Annotated in this window: 18 protein-coding genes; 9 read left to right on the top strand and 9 right to left on the bottom strand. The window is 68.9% G+C overall.

Features of this window, described 5'->3' with window-relative positions; translation table 11 throughout:
* Window positions 1-11: 11 nt before the first annotated feature.
* On the top strand, window positions 12-893 hold the full coding sequence (locus tag BM085_RS03200) for a LysR family transcriptional regulator (protein WP_093885521.1): 882 nt from the start codon (window positions 12-14) through the stop codon (window positions 891-893).
* A gap of 69 nt (window positions 894-962) precedes the next feature.
* Here the strand turns inward: BM085_RS03200 and gap are convergent, their stop codons facing one another.
* Window positions 963-1,967: a type I glyceraldehyde-3-phosphate dehydrogenase gene (gap, locus tag BM085_RS03195; protein ID WP_093885520.1), complete on the bottom strand. Its 1,005-nt coding sequence runs from the start codon at window positions 1,965-1,967 to the stop codon at window positions 963-965.
* Window positions 1,968-2,078: 111 nt separating this feature from the next.
* On the opposite strand from gap, the gene BM085_RS03190 reads away from it, so the two are divergent.
* The 3 genes from BM085_RS03190 to BM085_RS03180 all read left to right on the top strand — a co-directional run bounded on the left by BM085_RS03190 (window position 2,079) and on the right by BM085_RS03180 (window position 4,048).
* Window positions 2,079-2,576, top strand: coding sequence for a MarR family winged helix-turn-helix transcriptional regulator (locus tag BM085_RS03190; protein ID WP_245789090.1), 498 nt, complete (start codon window positions 2,079-2,081; stop codon window positions 2,574-2,576).
* 87 nt (window positions 2,577-2,663) lie between these two features.
* Complete coding sequence (locus BM085_RS03185; RefSeq protein ID WP_093885518.1) at window positions 2,664-3,239, top strand: PadR family transcriptional regulator; 576 nt, start codon at window positions 2,664-2,666, stop codon at window positions 3,237-3,239.
* The gene (locus BM085_RS03180) at window positions 3,236-4,048 is read left to right on the top strand and encodes an SGNH/GDSL hydrolase family protein (RefSeq protein ID WP_093885517.1); all 813 of its coding nucleotides are present in this window, start codon (window positions 3,236-3,238) and stop codon (window positions 4,046-4,048) included. The genes BM085_RS03185 and BM085_RS03180 overlap by 4 nt, the downstream gene beginning before the upstream one ends.
* A gap of 25 nt (window positions 4,049-4,073) precedes the next feature.
* Here BM085_RS03180 and BM085_RS03175 read toward each other — a convergent pair whose 3' ends face one another.
* The 3 genes from BM085_RS03175 to BM085_RS03165 all read right to left on the bottom strand — a co-directional run bounded on the left by BM085_RS03175 (window position 4,074) and on the right by BM085_RS03165 (window position 6,655).
* Window positions 4,074-4,832: a peptidylprolyl isomerase gene (locus BM085_RS03175; protein ID WP_093885516.1), complete on the bottom strand. Its 759-nt coding sequence runs from the start codon at window positions 4,830-4,832 to the stop codon at window positions 4,074-4,076.
* A 370-nt stretch (window positions 4,833-5,202) separates the two neighbouring features.
* A complete protein-coding gene (locus BM085_RS03170) occupies window positions 5,203-5,403 on the bottom strand; it encodes a ferredoxin (protein ID WP_093885515.1) in 201 nt (66 codons plus the stop codon).
* 40 nt (window positions 5,404-5,443) lie between these two features.
* Window positions 5,444-6,655: a cytochrome P450 gene (locus tag BM085_RS03165; RefSeq protein ID WP_093885514.1), complete on the bottom strand. Its 1,212-nt coding sequence runs from the start codon at window positions 6,653-6,655 to the stop codon at window positions 5,444-5,446.
* A 277-nt stretch (window positions 6,656-6,932) separates the two neighbouring features.
* On the opposite strand from BM085_RS03165, the gene BM085_RS03160 reads away from it, so the two are divergent.
* The gene (locus BM085_RS03160) at window positions 6,933-7,571 is read left to right on the top strand and encodes a TetR/AcrR family transcriptional regulator (RefSeq protein ID WP_093885513.1); all 639 of its coding nucleotides are present in this window, start codon (window positions 6,933-6,935) and stop codon (window positions 7,569-7,571) included.
* 212 nt (window positions 7,572-7,783) lie between these two features.
* A complete protein-coding gene (locus BM085_RS03155) occupies window positions 7,784-8,449 on the top strand; it encodes an FMN-dependent NADH-azoreductase (protein ID WP_093885512.1) in 666 nt (221 codons plus the stop codon).
* 66 nt (window positions 8,450-8,515) lie between these two features.
* Here BM085_RS03155 and BM085_RS03150 read toward each other — a convergent pair whose 3' ends face one another.
* Complete coding sequence (locus BM085_RS03150) at window positions 8,516-8,974, bottom strand: GNAT family N-acetyltransferase (RefSeq protein ID WP_245789089.1); 459 nt, start codon at window positions 8,972-8,974, stop codon at window positions 8,516-8,518.
* Between the two features lie 252 nt (window positions 8,975-9,226).
* Between BM085_RS03150 and BM085_RS03145 the strand changes: the two genes are divergently transcribed.
* Together BM085_RS03145 and BM085_RS03140 are read left to right on the top strand one after the other, a co-directional pair.
* A complete protein-coding gene (locus tag BM085_RS03145) occupies window positions 9,227-9,673 on the top strand; it encodes an SRPBCC domain-containing protein (protein ID WP_093885755.1) in 447 nt (148 codons plus the stop codon).
* A complete protein-coding gene (locus BM085_RS03140; RefSeq protein ID WP_093885510.1) occupies window positions 9,670-10,023 on the top strand; it encodes an ArsR/SmtB family transcription factor in 354 nt (117 codons plus the stop codon). The genes BM085_RS03145 and BM085_RS03140 overlap by 4 nt, the downstream gene beginning before the upstream one ends.
* Here the strand turns inward: BM085_RS03140 and BM085_RS03135 are convergent.
* The gene (locus tag BM085_RS03135) at window positions 10,020-10,286 is read right to left on the bottom strand and encodes a hypothetical protein (RefSeq protein ID WP_093885509.1); all 267 of its coding nucleotides are present in this window, start codon (window positions 10,284-10,286) and stop codon (window positions 10,020-10,022) included. The genes BM085_RS03140 and BM085_RS03135 overlap by 4 nt on opposite strands.
* A gap of 130 nt (window positions 10,287-10,416) precedes the next feature.
* On the opposite strand from BM085_RS03135, the gene BM085_RS03130 reads away from it, so the two are divergent.
* Window positions 10,417-10,821: a DUF4440 domain-containing protein gene (locus BM085_RS03130; protein ID WP_093885508.1), complete on the top strand. Its 405-nt coding sequence runs from the start codon at window positions 10,417-10,419 to the stop codon at window positions 10,819-10,821.
* Window positions 10,822-11,045: 224 nt separating this feature from the next.
* On the opposite strand, the gene BM085_RS03125 is transcribed toward BM085_RS03130, so the two are convergent.
* The 3 genes from BM085_RS03125 to BM085_RS03110 all read right to left on the bottom strand — a co-directional run bounded on the left by BM085_RS03125 (window position 11,046) and on the right by BM085_RS03110 (window position 15,898).
* Window positions 11,046-11,687, bottom strand: a complete 642-nt coding sequence (locus BM085_RS03125; RefSeq protein WP_177244932.1) for a hypothetical protein — start codon at window positions 11,685-11,687, stop codon at window positions 11,046-11,048.
* A 446-nt stretch (window positions 11,688-12,133) separates the two neighbouring features.
* On the bottom strand, window positions 12,134-14,773 hold the full coding sequence (gene rph, locus BM085_RS03120; RefSeq protein ID WP_245789088.1) for a rifamycin-inactivating phosphotransferase: 2,640 nt from the start codon (window positions 14,771-14,773) through the stop codon (window positions 12,134-12,136).
* Window positions 14,774-15,577: 804 nt separating this feature from the next.
* Window positions 15,578-15,898, bottom strand: coding sequence for a hypothetical protein (locus BM085_RS03110; RefSeq protein WP_093885505.1), 321 nt, complete (start codon window positions 15,896-15,898; stop codon window positions 15,578-15,580).
* Window positions 15,899-16,051: the final 153 nt, after the last annotated feature.

The raw sequence follows: 16,051 nt of genomic DNA, 5'->3' as shown, positions 1-16,051 counted from the left end.
TTCCTCTGCGTGTGGAGCTCCGCCAGCTCAGGACTTTCGAGGCCGTCGTCCGGCACCGGACCGTGACCGACGCCGCCGTCGCGCTCGACCTCGCCCCCTCGTCCGTCTCCCAGCAGATCCGGACGCTCGAAGGAGCGCTCGGCGTGGCCCTGTTCGTGCGCGGCCCCAAGGGAATGGAGCCGACCCCCGCCGGGCAGCGGTTGCGGGGATGGGCGCGGTCGCTGCTCGACCAGGCCGAGCAGGCCACCCGCGACGTCAGAGGCGAACGGCGGCTGCTGCGGCTCGGCGCGCTGGAAACCCTCGCCGGCTCGCACGTGCCCCATGTCCTCGCCCGATTCGCCGAACGTCGGCCCGACATCGAGGTCGAGATCCACTCCGAGCGCGCCCGTGACGGACTCCTCGCCGACGTGATCGAGGGACGGCTCGAAGCCGCCCTGCTGCTGGACTCCGGCGACGACGTCGGCGGACTCGGCTTCCCCGCCCCCGCCGGACCGCTCACCTTCGTCGATCTCGACCCGGTCCCCCTCGTACTGGTGTCCGCACCGGCCCACCCTCTCGCCGCCCGGACCGCTCTGACCCCCGATGACCTCAGACACGAGCGGCTCCTGGTCAACGTCCCCGAATGCTCGTTCTGGATGGCCGGGAACAAGATCCTCGGCCCCAGCCCCGAACGGATCAAAGCCGGAGGCGTCCCGGTGATGCGCGCATGGGCCGAGCACGGACTCGGGATCTCGCTTCTCCCCCGGTTCGCGGTCGCCGACAGCCTCCGCTCCGGCGCCCTGGTCCGGCTCGACCTCCCGCTCCCCGATCTCAGCCTGCGGCTCGTCTGGCGAGAGGACCGGGAGTCGCTGCCCGGCATGCGCGACATCCTGTACGCCGCAGCCCGCCCCTGAACAGGGGCCGACCGCGCCGGACCGCCGCTTTCGGCGTGGAGCCATGTCCGCCGGTGGCGAGCCGCCGGTCTACAGGGTGCTGCCGACCAGGAGGGCCAGGTCGATGAGGCGGTTGGAGTAGCCCCACTCGTTGTCGTACCAGCCGACGACCTTGACCTGCGGGCCGAGCACGCGGGTGAGTTCGGCGTCGAAGACGCAGGAGGCGGGGTCGCTGACGATGTCGGTGCTGACGATGGGCGCCTCGGTGTAGGACAGCAGGCCCTTGTACGGACCGGCGGCGGCCCGGGCGTAGGCGTCCTTGACCTCTTGCACGGTAGTGGGGCGGCTGGTGGTGACGGTCAGGTCGGTGACCGAGCCGGTGGGGACGGGCACCCGCAGGGCGAAGGCGTCGAGGCGGCCCTGGAGTTCGGGCAGGACCAGGCCGATGGCCTTGGCGGCTCCGCTGGAGGTGGGCACGATGTTGAGGGCCGCGGCGCGGGCGCGGCGCAGGTCCCCGTGCGGGGCGTCCTGGAGGTTCTGGTCCTGGGTGTAGGCGTGGACGGTGGTCATCATGCCGGAGTCGATGCCGACGGCGTCGTGCAGCACCTTGGCCAGCACCCCGAGGCAGTTGGTGGTGCACGAGGCGTTGGAGATGATCGTGTGGCGCTCCGGGTCGTAGGCGTCCTGGTTGACGCCGAGCACGATCGTGACGTCCTCGCCGCTGGCCGGGGCGGCGATGATGACCTTCTTCGCGCCGCCGTCGACGTGCGCGCGGGCTTTGGCGGCATGGGTGAAGATCCCGGTGGACTCGATGACCACGTCCACTCCCAGATCCCCCCACGGCAGGTCGGCGGGGTCGCGTTCGGCCAGGACCTTGACGGTCCTGTCCCCGATACGGATCGCACCGGGCTCGGCGGTGATCTCGCCGGGGAAGCGGCCCAGGATCGAGTCATAGGCCAGCAGATGGGCCATGGTCGCCACATCACCGAGGTCGTTGAGCGCGACGATCTCCAGGTCCGCGTCCCGGGCGGCTGCCGCGCGGAAGACGTTGCGGCCGATCCGTCCGAAGCCGTTGATGCCGATACGAACAGTCATGGTTCCTTCTTCTTGCGCCGACGAGGGGGAGGCGCCCGGCCACGCAGCGGCGCGGAGGCGTCCGAGAGAACATCATAAGCAACTTAAATAAGTATGCGATATATTTTTGGGGTGAACGACACCTCGGACGACGACCTGGACCTGGACGCCTTCGCCACGGCGGTCGAGAACTTCAACCGCTTCTACATCCGGCTCCCGATGCTGGAGAAGCTGTCGTTCACGACGCTGTCGGTGCTGGACACCCTCGCGCACGGCGACGGCCCGGTGCGGCTGACCGACCTGGCCAAGACCGAGCAGGTCAGCCAGCCCGGCATCACTCAGCTGGTCACCCGGCTGGAGCGCGACGGACTGGTGGAGCGCCGCCCCGACCCGAGCGACGGACGCGCCGTCCTCGTCCACATCACCGAGGCCGGCAGGCGGATCGGCCGCTCACGCCATGACGACCGCACACGCCACCTGGCCCCGCTCGTCGCCCAGCTGACCGCCGGACAGCGACAGGCGATCGCCGGCGCGCTGCCCGCCCTGACCCGCATCGCGGAACTGGGGCGAGGCCGGTCGTCGGCCACACCCACGCAGCCGGTCGCCGGCGAGGTCGACCCTGAGCGCTGACGAGCCCGATCCCCGCGACGTTCTGGGGTGCGCGGGCTCGGTCCATATTTCTTGACTAGTCATGAAATTGAGTACATAGTCTGCTTTATGGCGTTACGGCATGCAGTGCTGGCGGCGTTGCTGGATGGGGAATACACCGGCTACCAGCTCGCCAAGATCTTCGACGTGGGCGTGTCCAACTTCTGGTACGCGGCACCGCAGCAGATCTACACCGAGCTGGCGAAGCTGGAGAAGGCCGGGATGATCTCCGGGAGGCAGGTCATCCAGCTCGACCGGCCGAACAAGCGGGTCTTCACGGTCGCCGAGGCGGGCCTGGACGAGCTGGCGGCCTTCGCCGCGGCCGCGTCCAAGCCGCTGTCCATCCGCGACGATCTGGCGGTGAAGGTCCAGGCCGTCGACCACCTCGACCCCGCTCCCGTGCTGGCCCAGCTCGACGAGCGGGCCGTCGAGGCCGCCGCCCGGCTGGCGCTGTTCGACCGGGGCATGCGGCGGCTGCGGGGCGACCTCGACGAGGGGGAGTTCCTCCACTCGTCCGAACGGATCGGCCCGTACCTGACCTACCTGGCCGGATGCCGCCTGGAGCGGGAGATGCGCGACTGGTGTCTGACCACCGCCGCCCTGCTCCGCTCCCGCACGGCGAGCCACACCGAGGAGAGCAGATGACCTACAGCGCGACGCCCCAGGGGGCGGCCAGGACTTTCACCCGGTACGTCGCGCTCGGCGACAGCCAGACCGAGGGCCTCGGCGACGGCGACGAGATCCGCGGCTACCGCGGCCTGGCGGACCGGTTCGCCGAGCACCTCGCCACGGCGGCCCCGGACGTCCACTACGCCAACCTGAGCGTACGGGGACGCCTCGCCGCGCAGGTCCACGCCGAGCAGCTCGCCCCGGCGCTGCGGCTGCGGCCCGACCTGGCCACGGTCATAGCCGGGATGAACGACCTGATCAGGCCCGCCTTCGACGCCGACGCGGTCGCCGCGAGCCTGGAGGAGATGTTCGCCGCGCTCACCGCGTCGGGCGCCCACGTCCTCACGGTGACCTTTCCCGACATCGCGAAGATCGCCCCCCTGGCCAGGCCGCTGCTCCCCCGCGTGCTTGCCCTGAACGAGCGGGTCCGCGAGGCCGCGGCCCGCCATGGCGTCACCGTGATCGACACCTTCCCGCTCGCCTTCGCCACCGACGCCAGGATGTGGAGCGTCGACCGCCTGCACGCCAGTCCCCTGGGCCACGCCCGGATAGCCGCGGCCTTCGCGCACGCCCTCGGGCTCCCGGGCAGCGACGATACCTGGTCGGCCCCGCTCGCACCGCTCGCCCCGCGCGGCCGCCTGCGAAACGCGGGGACGGAGTTCCGCTGGGTCGCCGGCTTCGCCGGCCCGTGGATCTACCGCCGCATGCAGGGCAGATCCTCCGGCGACGGCCGCAGCGCCAAGCGCCCCGATCTGGCGCCCGTGCTGCTCTCCCGCGAGACGTGAACCGCGGTGGCCCCATCCGGTGAGGCTAACGGCCGACCCGGGCGTCGCCGATGTCAACCGGGAGGGCGGGCTTGCCGTCCACCGGTGGTGTCGGGCCTCCCGGAGCGGGCTGGATGCCACCGGCGGCGATGCGGTCCAGGACGGCGAGCCCCGCGGCGTCGACCGTCCCGAAGATCGTGTAATTGGGCGACAGCCCGGAGTCACCGTAGACCAGGAAGAACTGGCTGCCGTTGGTGTCCGGTCCGGCATTGGCCATGGCCAGTACCCCGCGCGCGTACGTCTTCCGCTCCCCGGTGGGGGTGCCCGGCCACGGCGGCAGATCGACGGGCAGCTCATCCTTGTACCGGTAGCCCGGCCCGCCCTCGCCGGTGAAGCCGGGATCGCCGCACTGCAGCACCTTCAGCCGGTCGTAGGCGGTCATCCGGTGGCACGAGGTGACGTCGTAGAACTTGTGCCGGATCAGGTGCACGAAGCTCTGCACCGTACACGGCGCCTTGGCCGGGTCGAGGGTGAGCCCGATGTCACCGTGGTTGGTCTCGAGGACCGCGGAGACCCGCCGGGTGGGAGTACGGCGCGGGTCCGGCGGCAGCGGCACCTTGCGTACGGCCGGCTCGTCCGGAGTCTCCGTGTAGTGGCACGGCCCCTTCGTCGTCCTCGGCGGCCTGTCTCCGGCCGCATCCGTGGCCGCTGAAGCGGGCATCGCCCCGAACGCGACCAGCGAGCCCGTCATCGCTGCGGCTACCGCGGCACGCATCGCGAGACGTAACAACGCTCTGTCAGACATGGTGTCCTCCTGGAGGATGATCGACGGGCTCTCTGTGGTCTAATCGATCTGACCGACGCCGTCAAGGGCGCGACACGGCACCGCGGATCGCACGGCCCAGACGCACTCCGAGCGGTCGACGAGCGCGACGCCGTACGGCATGGCGAACGGAGGCCGGCCGCCTTCAGCGGAGCGGTGCGGCAGGAAGACCGTTGAGTCGCCGCCGCCGGGGTACGCCGGTCCCCTGTACGACCGCCAACGCCGCGCCTTTTCCGGGCGCGGAGGCTTCAGTCCTTGCGGTCAGACGACCTGGCGAGCTCGATCGTCTCGCCATGCCTGTCATGGGATCGCAGCGATCCACCTGGTCAAACGGGACGGGCGTGCTTGACGCTCACGCCTCCTCGCTCACCTCGATGGCGGCGGCGGGGCAGACGGCGGCGGCCTCGCGGACCAGTACGTGCTGGTCCGCGCCGGGCTCGGGTTCGAGCAGGATGACGACGCCGTCGTCCTCACGCTGGTCGAACACCTCCGGCGCGATCAGCACGCACTGGCCGGCGCCGCAGCACTTGTCCTCGTCCACGGTGACTTTCATGTGGGGTTCCTCTCTGTCGGTCGGGTGTGGCGGTGCCGGGTCACCAGCGGACCGGGACCGTGCGCAGCCCGCCGACGGCCAGCCCTTCCACCCGCTCCAGCTCCTCCACCGGTACGGCCAGCTCCAGGGCCGGAAGCCTGCGCAGCAGTACCTCGAGCACGACCTGCAGCTCGGTGCGGGCCAGTGCCTGCCCCAGGCAGGAGTGGGCGCCGGTGCCGAAGGACAGGTGCGGGTTCGGGCTGCGGCTCAGGTCCATCTCGGCGGCGGCCTCGAAGGCGCTCTCGTCGCGGTTGGCGGCGGCCATGCTGCACACCACGGTGGTGCCCCGAGGCAGAACCGTGCCGCTGACCTCGGTCTCCTCACGCAGGTAGCGCGGCAGGCCGAAGCCGGAGTTGGCGTCGAGCCGCAGCGTCTCCTCCACCGCCGTACGGATCAGCGACGGGTCGGCCAGCAGCCGCTCCCACCGGCTGCGGTCGGCCAGCAGCATGGAGACCATCTTGCCGATCATGTTGGCGGTGGTCTCGTGCCCTGCGACCAGCAACGCCATGCCGGTGACCAGGATCTGGATGTCGGCCAGCCCGCCGTCCTCGGGACCGCCGACCGCGATCAGCTCACTCAGCAGGTCCTCGCCCGGCTCGGCCCGCTTGGCGGCGAGGTGGTCGGACATGTACTGGAAGAACTCGCCCTGGGCGGCCTCGATCTCGGCCTGGGTGTAGCGGGTGAGGTTGAGCAGGGTGTCGGACCAGTAGGAGAACCGGTCCCGGTCCGCGGCCGGCACGCCGAGCATGTCGCAGATGACGTACACCGGCAGGGGGAAGCCCAGGCCGGCCTTGAGGTCGCCGGGCTGGCCGCGCTTGACCATGTCGTCGATGAGCTGCTCGGCGATCGCCGTCATCGAGGGCCGCAGGGCCGCCATGCGCTTGGCGGTGAACCACCTGCCGACCAGGCGCCTCCAATGCTGGTGCTCCTCGCCCCCGTCGGGGATGATCGTCGCTATCTCGCTGTTGAACACCCCGCCTCCCTCCGCCGACAGCCTGGCCGCGTCGGGCGCGTTGAGCTGACGGGTGAAGCGGGGGTCGGCGAGCACCTGCTTGACGTCCGCGTAGCGGGTCAGCAGCGTCGCCTGGTCGCCGCTGGGCAGTTTCACGTGTGCCACCGGGCAGGTGCCGCGCAGCTCCGCCCATTCGGCGGGCGGCTCCAGCGCCGTGTCGTTGGGGATCGGGTAGCTCAGAACCTGCTCATTGAGGCTCATTCGGCATCTCCTTCTATACGGATGGTCGGTCACCTGCGAACAGGCGGCTGATCGGTGCTGCGCCGCGACGCCTCCGCCGCGCTCAGACCGGAGGCCGGCGCCCCGACGGTCAGGATGCTCCCGAGCGAGGTCACGGGGTGTCGCTCAGGTGGAGGGCTGCGGTCCGGCCTACACGTATCCGCATACGGCTCGCTCCTCTCGATCATCCCTTCTCAGCGAGGTTACCCTACACGTGTAGGAAATCCTGCATATGTAGCTTGACGGTAGGCTGAGGGGCGTGGCCACGATCAGAGACAGCACTCCCCCATCGGGCGACCGGCGCGTGCGCCGCACCCACGCGGCCCTGGCAAGCGCGCTGATCCAGCTCGTCGAGGAGCAGGACCTGTCCCGGATCAGCATCGCCGACGTCGCCGAACGCGCCGGAGTGAGCCGCTCGACCTTCTACGACCACTACCGGGACGTCCACGAGCTGGCCGAGACCGCCTGCACCGCGATGATCGACGGCTTGATCGGGTCCCTGCCCGCCCCCGGCCCCGATTCGGCCGATCCGGCGCCGGAGGCGACCCAGTCGCTGGAGGCGTTCTTCACCAGCCTCGCCCAGCATGCCGGGCTCTACCGCGCCCTGCTGGGGCCGCAGGGCAGCGCACGCCTCGTCGACCACATCCGCCGCCGCATCGCCGCGGCCGTCCATGACCACATACACCAGGCCGTTTCCGGCGACGATCTCCCGGAGCGCGCCGGCTCGCCGCCGGACACCCCGCACGACGTCCCGGCGGTGTTCACCGCGGGGGCGCTCATCGGTGTGGCCGCCGACTGGCTCCAGCGCGGATGCCCGCGGTCACCGGCCGAGATGGCCACCCTGACCTGGCCGCTCTTGAGCGCGCTCTACCACGTCGATGCCGGCACGCTCACCTGAGGCCGCGCCCGGCCACCGGCTCGCGCCGCGCTTCACCGGTCCGGGCGCCCGGCGGTGCCGACCGGCCCTGATCGGCCCCGATCGGCACCACCCACCGCCGCGCCCCCGGCGAGGTGATCGGGGTGGTCGCCGACGGAGGAGATCGGGCCCGTTGGCTATGATCTTCACCGGTCGCCGTACGCCTCGCCTTGGCGCCGGGAAGGACTGCCGACATGTCGACGCTGCTTCATCTGGATTCCTCGGCCGACCGCTCGACGTCGCGGTCACGGGCCATCACCGCGGCTTTCGCCTCGGCCTTTCGTGACGCCGAACCGGGCAACACGGTGGTCCACCGCGACCTGCACGCCGACCCGCTGCCGCACCTGGCCGATGCGAGCCTGCACTGGGCGGCACGCCTGCGGTCGGCGGACGCGAGCCCGGAACCGGCCGCCGAGGACCTCCAGCAGCGTCTCATCGCCGAACTGCTGGGGGCGGACGTGCTCCTGCTCGGCTTCCCCCTGTACAACTATTCGCTGCCCTCCAGCCTCAAAGCCTGGCTCGACCATGTTCACGTCCCGGGACAGACGGCACCGTCGGCGATCTCAGGCGCCCCTCTCACCGGTCGACCAGCGGTGCTGGTCACCAGCCGGGGCGGCGACTACGACAGTGGAACGGTGAACGAGGGGCGCGACCACGCGACTCCTGTCCTGGAGCTGATTCTGGGGGAGGAGATGGGGATGGCCGTCACCGTGATCACCACCAGCCTGACCCTGGCGTCCAGCGTTCCCGCACTCGCCGGGCAGACCGACCGTAGTGAGAGTGAGTACGCGCACGCCCTGCGGCTCGCACGCGACCTCGGCGAACGGTTCGGTTCGAGCACGACGACGCGTCAACGGTGACGGCATGGGCCTGGGCGCAGCCGCGGCTCGGTCCGCCCGGCGCCCCGGTGCCGCACGAGGGCCGGATCAGCGAAAGATCAGCTCGTACTCGACCTGCTCGATGAGGTTGCCGTCACCGAAGTCGTGGCCGCGGGCCGCACCCGACTCCACGAAGCCGCTCTTGGCGTAGAAGCGGCGCGACTGAGGCGTGTCACGTAGCGTCCACAGATGGACCCGCCTGAAGCCTTTCTCGCGGATCCTGTGCAGGGAAGCGGTCACCAGGGCATTCGCGACACCGCTCCCCCAGCCGTCCGGGTGACCGTAGAAGCCGAAGATCTCCGCCGACTCCAGCCGCGTCGGCGAGGAGCCGAAGTAGGAGAAGGCCAGCGGTCTTCCGTCCGACGCGGCGAGCATGGCGGTGCCCTTGTCCTCGGCGAGCACGCCGCGCCACCTGCCGCGCCGCCGCCGCACCGCTTCAGCGAAGAACTCCGGGGCGAAGAAGGGGGCGTAGGCGGCTCTCCAGGACTCTGCGTGGATCTCACCCACCACATCCCCGTCCTCTGGAGAAGCTTGGACCACCGTGAAGACTCTGGACACAAGATCACAGTACTGACCCCGGACACCTTCTGCAAGGTGAATGCATTTGCAATCTGTGTGCAACAAGAGGTCGATCTTGATGGAGAGGTCCATGGCGGGGCGCCGCGCCCCGCCGGTTTCAGTGCAACCCTCAAGTTGCACATGAAAGGTCGATATGCAACTCTATAGTTGCACCAAATGACGACGGCGGAGGAGCCTCTCATGAGTGAAGATCGAATCGAACGCGAAACCCTGATCGCGGCATCCCTGGAGCGGGTCTGGTCGCTGGTGACCGAACCCGGGTTCTGGGTAGCCGACCAGGCGAGCCCGCCCGGCACCGTGGCCGAAGAAGGCGAGTCGACGGTGGCGAAGAACGCCGAGTACGGCGACTTCCCGGTGCGGGTGGAAAGGGTTGAGCCGCCGACGTACGTGGCCTACCGCTGGGCCAGCGCGTTCCCCGGAGAGGAGCTGCGCGAGGACAACAGCACCCTCGTGGAGTTCACGCTGACCCCGGAAGGCGACAAGACGCGGCTCCGCGTCGTCGAAAGCGGGTTCGCGGCGCTGGCCGGGACCGAGGAGCTGCGCCGCCAGGCGGTGAAGGACAACGCCGGCGGCTGGCCCCAGGTGCTCGACACGCTCGGGACGCGCGCCGAACAGTCATCCGCGTGACGGACGAACGTGGCGGCGCCGTCGAGGCGGCCGACAGCGTCCTCGTCGCGCTGGCCGACCCGACGCGACGTCAGCTGCTTGATCTGCTCGCCGCACAGGGCGAGGCCACCGCGACGACGCTCGCCGGACGACTTCCCGTCTCGCGGCAGGCGGTGGTCAAGCACCTCGCCGTCCTGGACGCCGCCGGGCTGGTCTCCGGCAGCCGGGTCGGCCGCGAGGTGCGGTACGCGGTGCGGCCCGCGGCGCTGGACGCGACGGCGCGGTGGATGGCCGCGCTCGCAGCCGACTGGGATCGGCGGTTGGCGAGTATCAAGCGCGTCGCCGAGGAAGCGGAGGGGGATTCGCGTTAGCGGGCCATGTACGTGATCATCGCCGGGTGGTCGACCTGGACGGCGCCGTTGTAGCAGGTGACGTATCGGATCCTCACGGACGTCGAGTACGGCTCCCAGGGGGCGAACAGGTTGCAGAACTCCGGGCCGTAGCCGAACGCGGTGACCTGGACGTTGTCCCGGTATCCGCTGACGTCGCCGAAGATCACCTGCTTCCTGGCGACCGCGTACCTGCTGAGCTGCACGCCCGCGGACCGCGAGTTGTAGCTGACCGGGTAGGGCACCCGCCGGCGCGATGACCGTCTGACGGTCCTGCCGGCAGTTGTGCGGTGGGCCGCGTAGGCCGGACTTGCCGACACTGTGGCGGTAGGTGACGATCAGACGCGAGGCGTTCCACCCCCAGGAGGAGTATCCGTGTCCGACGTCAAGGCCGAGCTCGACCAGCTGATGCGCACCTTCCTCGGTGCGTTCACCAACACCGGCGGCAGCCCGCCGAACGTCGGGGTTGTCCGTGAGGTGTTCATTCCGCAAGGAATGATCATCAAGAATGTCGGAGCCGAACCCGTGATCTACGACCTCGACGCGTTCGTCGCGCCTCGGGAGAAGATCCTCACCGATGGGACGCTGACCGAGTTCTCCGAATGGGAAGTCGCCGAGCGGACCGAGATCTTCGGGTCGATCGCGCACCGGTTCAGCGACTACCGCAAGTCCGGTTTCCTCGACGGCGAGTGGTTCGAGGGCTCCGGCCGCAAGACCACCCAGTTCGTCCGGACACCCGCCGGCTGGAGGATGAGCTCGATGGCCTGGGACGACGTGTAGGGGCTCCCCAACCCGCGCCGACGACCGCGCCCGCCCGGCCCCGACATCCGTGGCCGCTGAGGCGGTCCGCAGCCAGAGGGTGCTGCCGTTCGACGCGGGTGAGCTGGATCCGCGCAACCGGCGGACCCAGGACTACCCGCTGAAAGCGGACACCGGTCGGGCCGTCCGTCCATCCGTGCGGAGGACTTCGGACGGGGTGTTGAGATGCGCTGGTCCTTTGCGGATCAGCGCATCGCGCTCAGGACGCGTTCGACCTTCTCGCCCGGGTACGGCGTTGCCCGATCGACGCCGAACAGGTCCCAGTAGAAGTCGTTCATGGCCGCCGCAGCGGGTGCGTACCGCCGGAGCACTGCGGTGACGGCCGGCGGAGCACCGGCGGGGACCGCACCGGCCGCGCACGCACGGATGTACTCGTTGCGCCGTACCGGGCCGCCCTCTCGTGGCGCCGCCACCCCGCAGACGTTGGTGACGAGCCAGTTGACCAGCCGCATCAGCGCGTAACCCATGTCATGGGTCCCGTTGCGCTTCAGGAATCCGATCTCCTGTGCGGACAGGTCGAATCGAGGGGAGGTCGCCAGCCCGAAGTCGGCGATGTACAGACGCCGGCCATCGGTGAGGATGTTGCCGAAGTGGGCGTCGAAGTGCATCAACCCATGGTCGTTCATGAACGCCACATCGGCCGGCAGGCACGACTCGACCATGGCGCATGCCGCTACCGCGGCGTCCTGGCCGGCGGCGAGCCGGGCGGCGAGCCAGTCATCGAGGTTGTACGGGATGAACTCCTGGAACAGCACGATGCCGGCCGAGGCCCGCGCGAGGGCGTGCAGGCGTCGCCGTACCGCCGACGACCCGTCCCAGTACCGCACGACGGCCTCGACGTCTCACCGCGCAACGCCAGCGCACTCGCCACCTCGCTGTATCTGCCGACACGCTCACTTTGGGACATGTCCAACTGTGCACCTCGCAGCTCCGACAGCAGGCATCCTTCATGATCGACTCGCTTGCCCAGACGCTACACCCGCGAGCCGGCCGATCGGCTCGCCATGGAACCGGACAGCATGATCAGCCGCCGATCGGCGGTTTTCAGGAGGGCTGCGTTCCAAACATCGACAGGGCCTTCTGTCAGGGCGAGAACACCTCCTTCGTGCTCGCGCAATAAAGATCACCTCGCGTGTATCCCGCGCCGGCCGGCCACCGACATAATGACCGGGAGATCGAGAAGGTGACGCCGTGGAGGACTGTCAACGCGCCCTCATCGGCCATATGGCCGGGCGCCTCGCCCTGTACGACTCAGGCTTCTCGGTGTGGTCGGTCAGGGCAGGATCTCGACGTACCCGTCGGTTCCGTGCACGCGGATCCGCTGCCCGTCCCGGATCAGCCGGGTGGCCTGCTGCACGCCCACGACGGCCGGCAAGCCGTACTCCCGGGCGATCACTGCGCCATGGGTCATCAGGCCGCCCACCTCCGTCACCAGGCCCGCGATTCCGACGAACAGCGGCGACCAGCTGGGGTCGGTGAAGGTCGTGACCAGGATGTCGCCCGCCTCGAGATCGGCCTGCGCCATGTCAAGGATGACGCGGGCCCTTCCCTCAATGGTCCCGGCGGAAACCGGTAGGCCGATCAGGGCGCCGGTCGGCACGTCGTCGCGCCGGTACGCCCCGGTGACGGCCTCACCGTCCGATGTGAGCACCCGGGGCGGTGTGAGCGCGTGGTAGGACCGGAACGCGTCCTTGCGCTGCTGGATGAGCTGGTCATCCACCCGCTTCGAGCGCACGACGTCGTGAAGTTCCTGGAACGTGAGGTAGAAGATGTCCTCCTTCTCAGCAAGCACGTTGGCCTGCACGAGGCGCTCGGCCTCCTCCAGCAGGGCCTGCTTGTAGACGAAGTAGCGGCTGATGATGCCGTACTTCGGGTACTCCCGGTACCCGATGAAGGTTCTGACCTGATCGATCATCCGCTTGGCCTCGTCGGCTTTCCGGTCCCCGTCCGGCAGGGCCCGCAAGCGTGACAGCACGTCCTGTTCCTTCTTCTGCGCCCTCTGCCGCCCTTGCTCGAAGCGCCGCTCGGCGGCGCCCGGCTCGAAGTTCCTGACGTTGTCGAGGATCACGGGCACGAGCGTGGTGGGGCGCTCGCGCCAACGTGGCCTCGTGATGTCGATCTCGCCGACGCAGCGCATGCCGTACCGGTCGAGGTAGGCCTCTATGGCGTCGCGCGCTTCGGTCCCGCCCGCGAGCTTCGCCAGCTCGTCCAGGAAGCCCTCGTCCTCGACGCCCTGCAGGAACGCCACCACCTCCGGCTGCGGGCGGATCACGTCCGCGACGTCGAGCAGCGCCAGTCCCATCTCCGAGGTGACGTTGTCGGGGGCGGACAGCGTCAGCGTGTCAGCGGCGTTCTTCTCGCCCAGCCACTCCTGCAGCTTGTCGTTGAGCCACCACGTGGCCTCCATCCCCGCCATGATCGCCTGAAGGTTCAGCGGATCACTGAGGACTCGCTTGTGCTCCTCGAATGCCTCCAGCAGGAAGTCGAACAGCGCCGGTCCGGTCTTCGTCCGGATGTCGCGCTCCAGGGCGGCGACGGATGCCTGGCTGCGCTCGATCAGCTCGGTGACGATGGCCGGATCGGTCTCGATCGGGGTGGACGCACCGCTGGCCGGCGGCCCGCCGGGACCCGCGTCCGGGAGCGACGGGACGAAATCGTCGCGGTCGAGGACGGTCTCCAGAGCGTCCCTGATCAGCGGATCGCCTCTCCCCATGGCGTCCAGGAGGCCGGCGCGGCTCGCGGGCGAGGCCAGACGCCGGGTGACGTCGACGAACAGCCTCCCGCCGGCCTCGCACATCGGCACCATGGCCGTCAGCCGCCACACGGAGAGCCCCAGGGGCTTCATGGGATCGGTCATCATCTGCCCATGACCAACGGAGACGTAGACGTGATTCTCCTGGTCGTCGGTCTCGGGGATGGGGATGGGGAACAGCGTGGTGATCGGCCGGCTCTGAACGATCTGGAAGCCATCATCGACCAGGCACCATTCGATGTCCTGCGGGTGACCGAAGTGCGCTTCGATCCGCCGCCCGAGCCGCACGAGCCGCACGACCTGCGCATCCGTCAGCGCCGGCTGCTCCTGCCGCTGCGAGTCGATCGCCACTTCCTGTGTACCGCCGGCCGGCAGGGCGTGCACGGCACGCTGTTTGGCGGCGATCGCCTTGGCGACGACTTCGCCGTGTCGCACCTTGTAGACGTCCGGGTTCACCAGGCCGGAGACCAGGGCCTCGCCGAGGCCGAAGCCGGCGTCCACGGTGGCGACCTTCCGATTGCCCGTGACAGGGTCGGCCGTGAACAGGATGCCGGCCGCATGCGGGAAGACCATCTGCTGCACGACCACGGCCATGTGGACCGTACGGTGGTCGATGCCGTTCCGCTGGCGGTAGGTCACGGCCCGCTCGGTGAACAGTGATGCCCAGCACCGTCTGACATGCTGGAGGATCGCCGTCGGCCCCACGACGTTCAGGTAGGTGTCCTGCTGGCCGGCGAAGGATGCCGTCGGCAGGTCCTCTGCCGTCGCGCTGGATCGGACGGCGTAGGCGGCTTGCTCGCTGAGCTGGGCGAGCGCGCGGGTGATCGCCGCCGCGAGATCGCCAGGGATGGCAATCCCTTCGATGGTCCGGCGAATCTGCGCGCTGAGCGTGCCGATCGCCTCCCGGTCGTCCGGGTTCAAACGCGACAGCTCATCGAGCCGATCGTCGATCGACGGTGCTTCCGCCATGATCCGCCGGAAGGCGTCCGTCGTCACGCAAAAGCCACCCGGCACGCGGATGCCTTCGATCCGCGACAGCCCGCCCAGGTGCGCGCCCTTGCCGCCAACGACCGCAACCTGCGTCTCGTCAACCTCTTGAAGATCCAACACGTACTGCTCGACGTGACCGCGTCCCCCATACGTCGACAACAACACATGCACGTCGTGCCCTCATTTCTGCAGATTGTGGCCTCGGCCGACGATTTTGCGCCACGACCCGGGTCTTGCCGCAAGCCCCCCAGTGCGCTATACCTTGATAGTGGCAGGGAGGGAGATCTCCTTGCCTTTGCCTTTTGGCGCCCGCTGGAACTGACAAGCCCCTCGTGAAGCGGTGGCGCGCCGCGTACAGGTACGCGGGGTTGGCCCAGGCGGATGTCTCGTCGGCCTACGGATACGGCTGCGGAACCAGACGTTCTTTCCCTTGTCGGCAAGGCCCGAACGCCGTCGAGCGCGCCGCCGTCTCCTGGAGGTCGTCACGAACATATGTCGCCTGCCCGCGTGTCCGCGTCGAAGGTGGTGGCCGAGGTGTGGTCACGCAGGCCGGATCGGTGCCGCTGGTCGAGACGGTCCGCAAGTCCGGGCTGGACAGCGCGATACCGGCGGCGCCACGGCGCCAGCCGCGCAGTGCACGATCCGGGCTGGACCAGGCAGCACTACCTGAAGGACACCAAACCCGGCTAGCGACCGCAGCCCCTCACGGCCGCCCGTAGTCAGAGGCAGCGGTTTTCAAGAGGGCTACTTTCCAAGCAGTGACAGGGCTTCTCGCCAGGGCGGAAGCACCCTTCCCCGTCATGACCGCAGAAGATCATCCCGCATATATCCCGCGAGGTTGAACACGACACGATCGACCTTGGGCTGTTCCGGATGCTCAAGGCCGACCAAAGAACGTGTGGCCGTCCTGAACGGCTCCGAACAACTCTGCATTGCAACCCCGCTGCCCTCGGCGGGGCGATGTCCTGGGGCAGATCAGTCGACGGAGTAGAAAAGCCAGCAAACGAGCAGTGCCATCAGGATCACGCTGGCGATAAAGATCCCCAATATGACCCCGAATAATCTGCCACCAGGTCCCTGGAACCTCAGGAAGGCTCCGACGAGAGCCCCGAGCGTAGGCAATCCGACCAAGATCAATGCCGGAATAAACACCGGAGTAACCGGGTGTCGCACGGACTCGCTCACCTTGATCACGACGTCGATCGGCATGACCATAAGGATGGAGCTGAATAAGACGAGGATGAAGGCCAGAGGCTTGTAGTTTTGCTCGTTCGGGTTTGAGGAGTCGATAGTCATTGTGACTGGATGCTGCCATCGCCGTGGTGCAGCGTCAAGATCGTCAGCTGTTGGAGTCGAGGCGAGCGATAGAAGCAAATCCGTGCTGTCAGCTTGAGGGTCATCTACTGACCTTGCTGCTCTGAGCTGGGAAAACGGGGGTGCAGGTCAGCG

Origin of the sequence: Streptosporangium canum (assembly GCF_900113865.1) — a bacterium.
In the GTDB taxonomy this organism is placed as follows: domain Bacteria; phylum Actinomycetota; class Actinomycetes; order Streptosporangiales; family Streptosporangiaceae; genus Streptosporangium; species Streptosporangium canum.
This window is presented reverse-complemented; position numbering and strand designations above follow the sequence as displayed.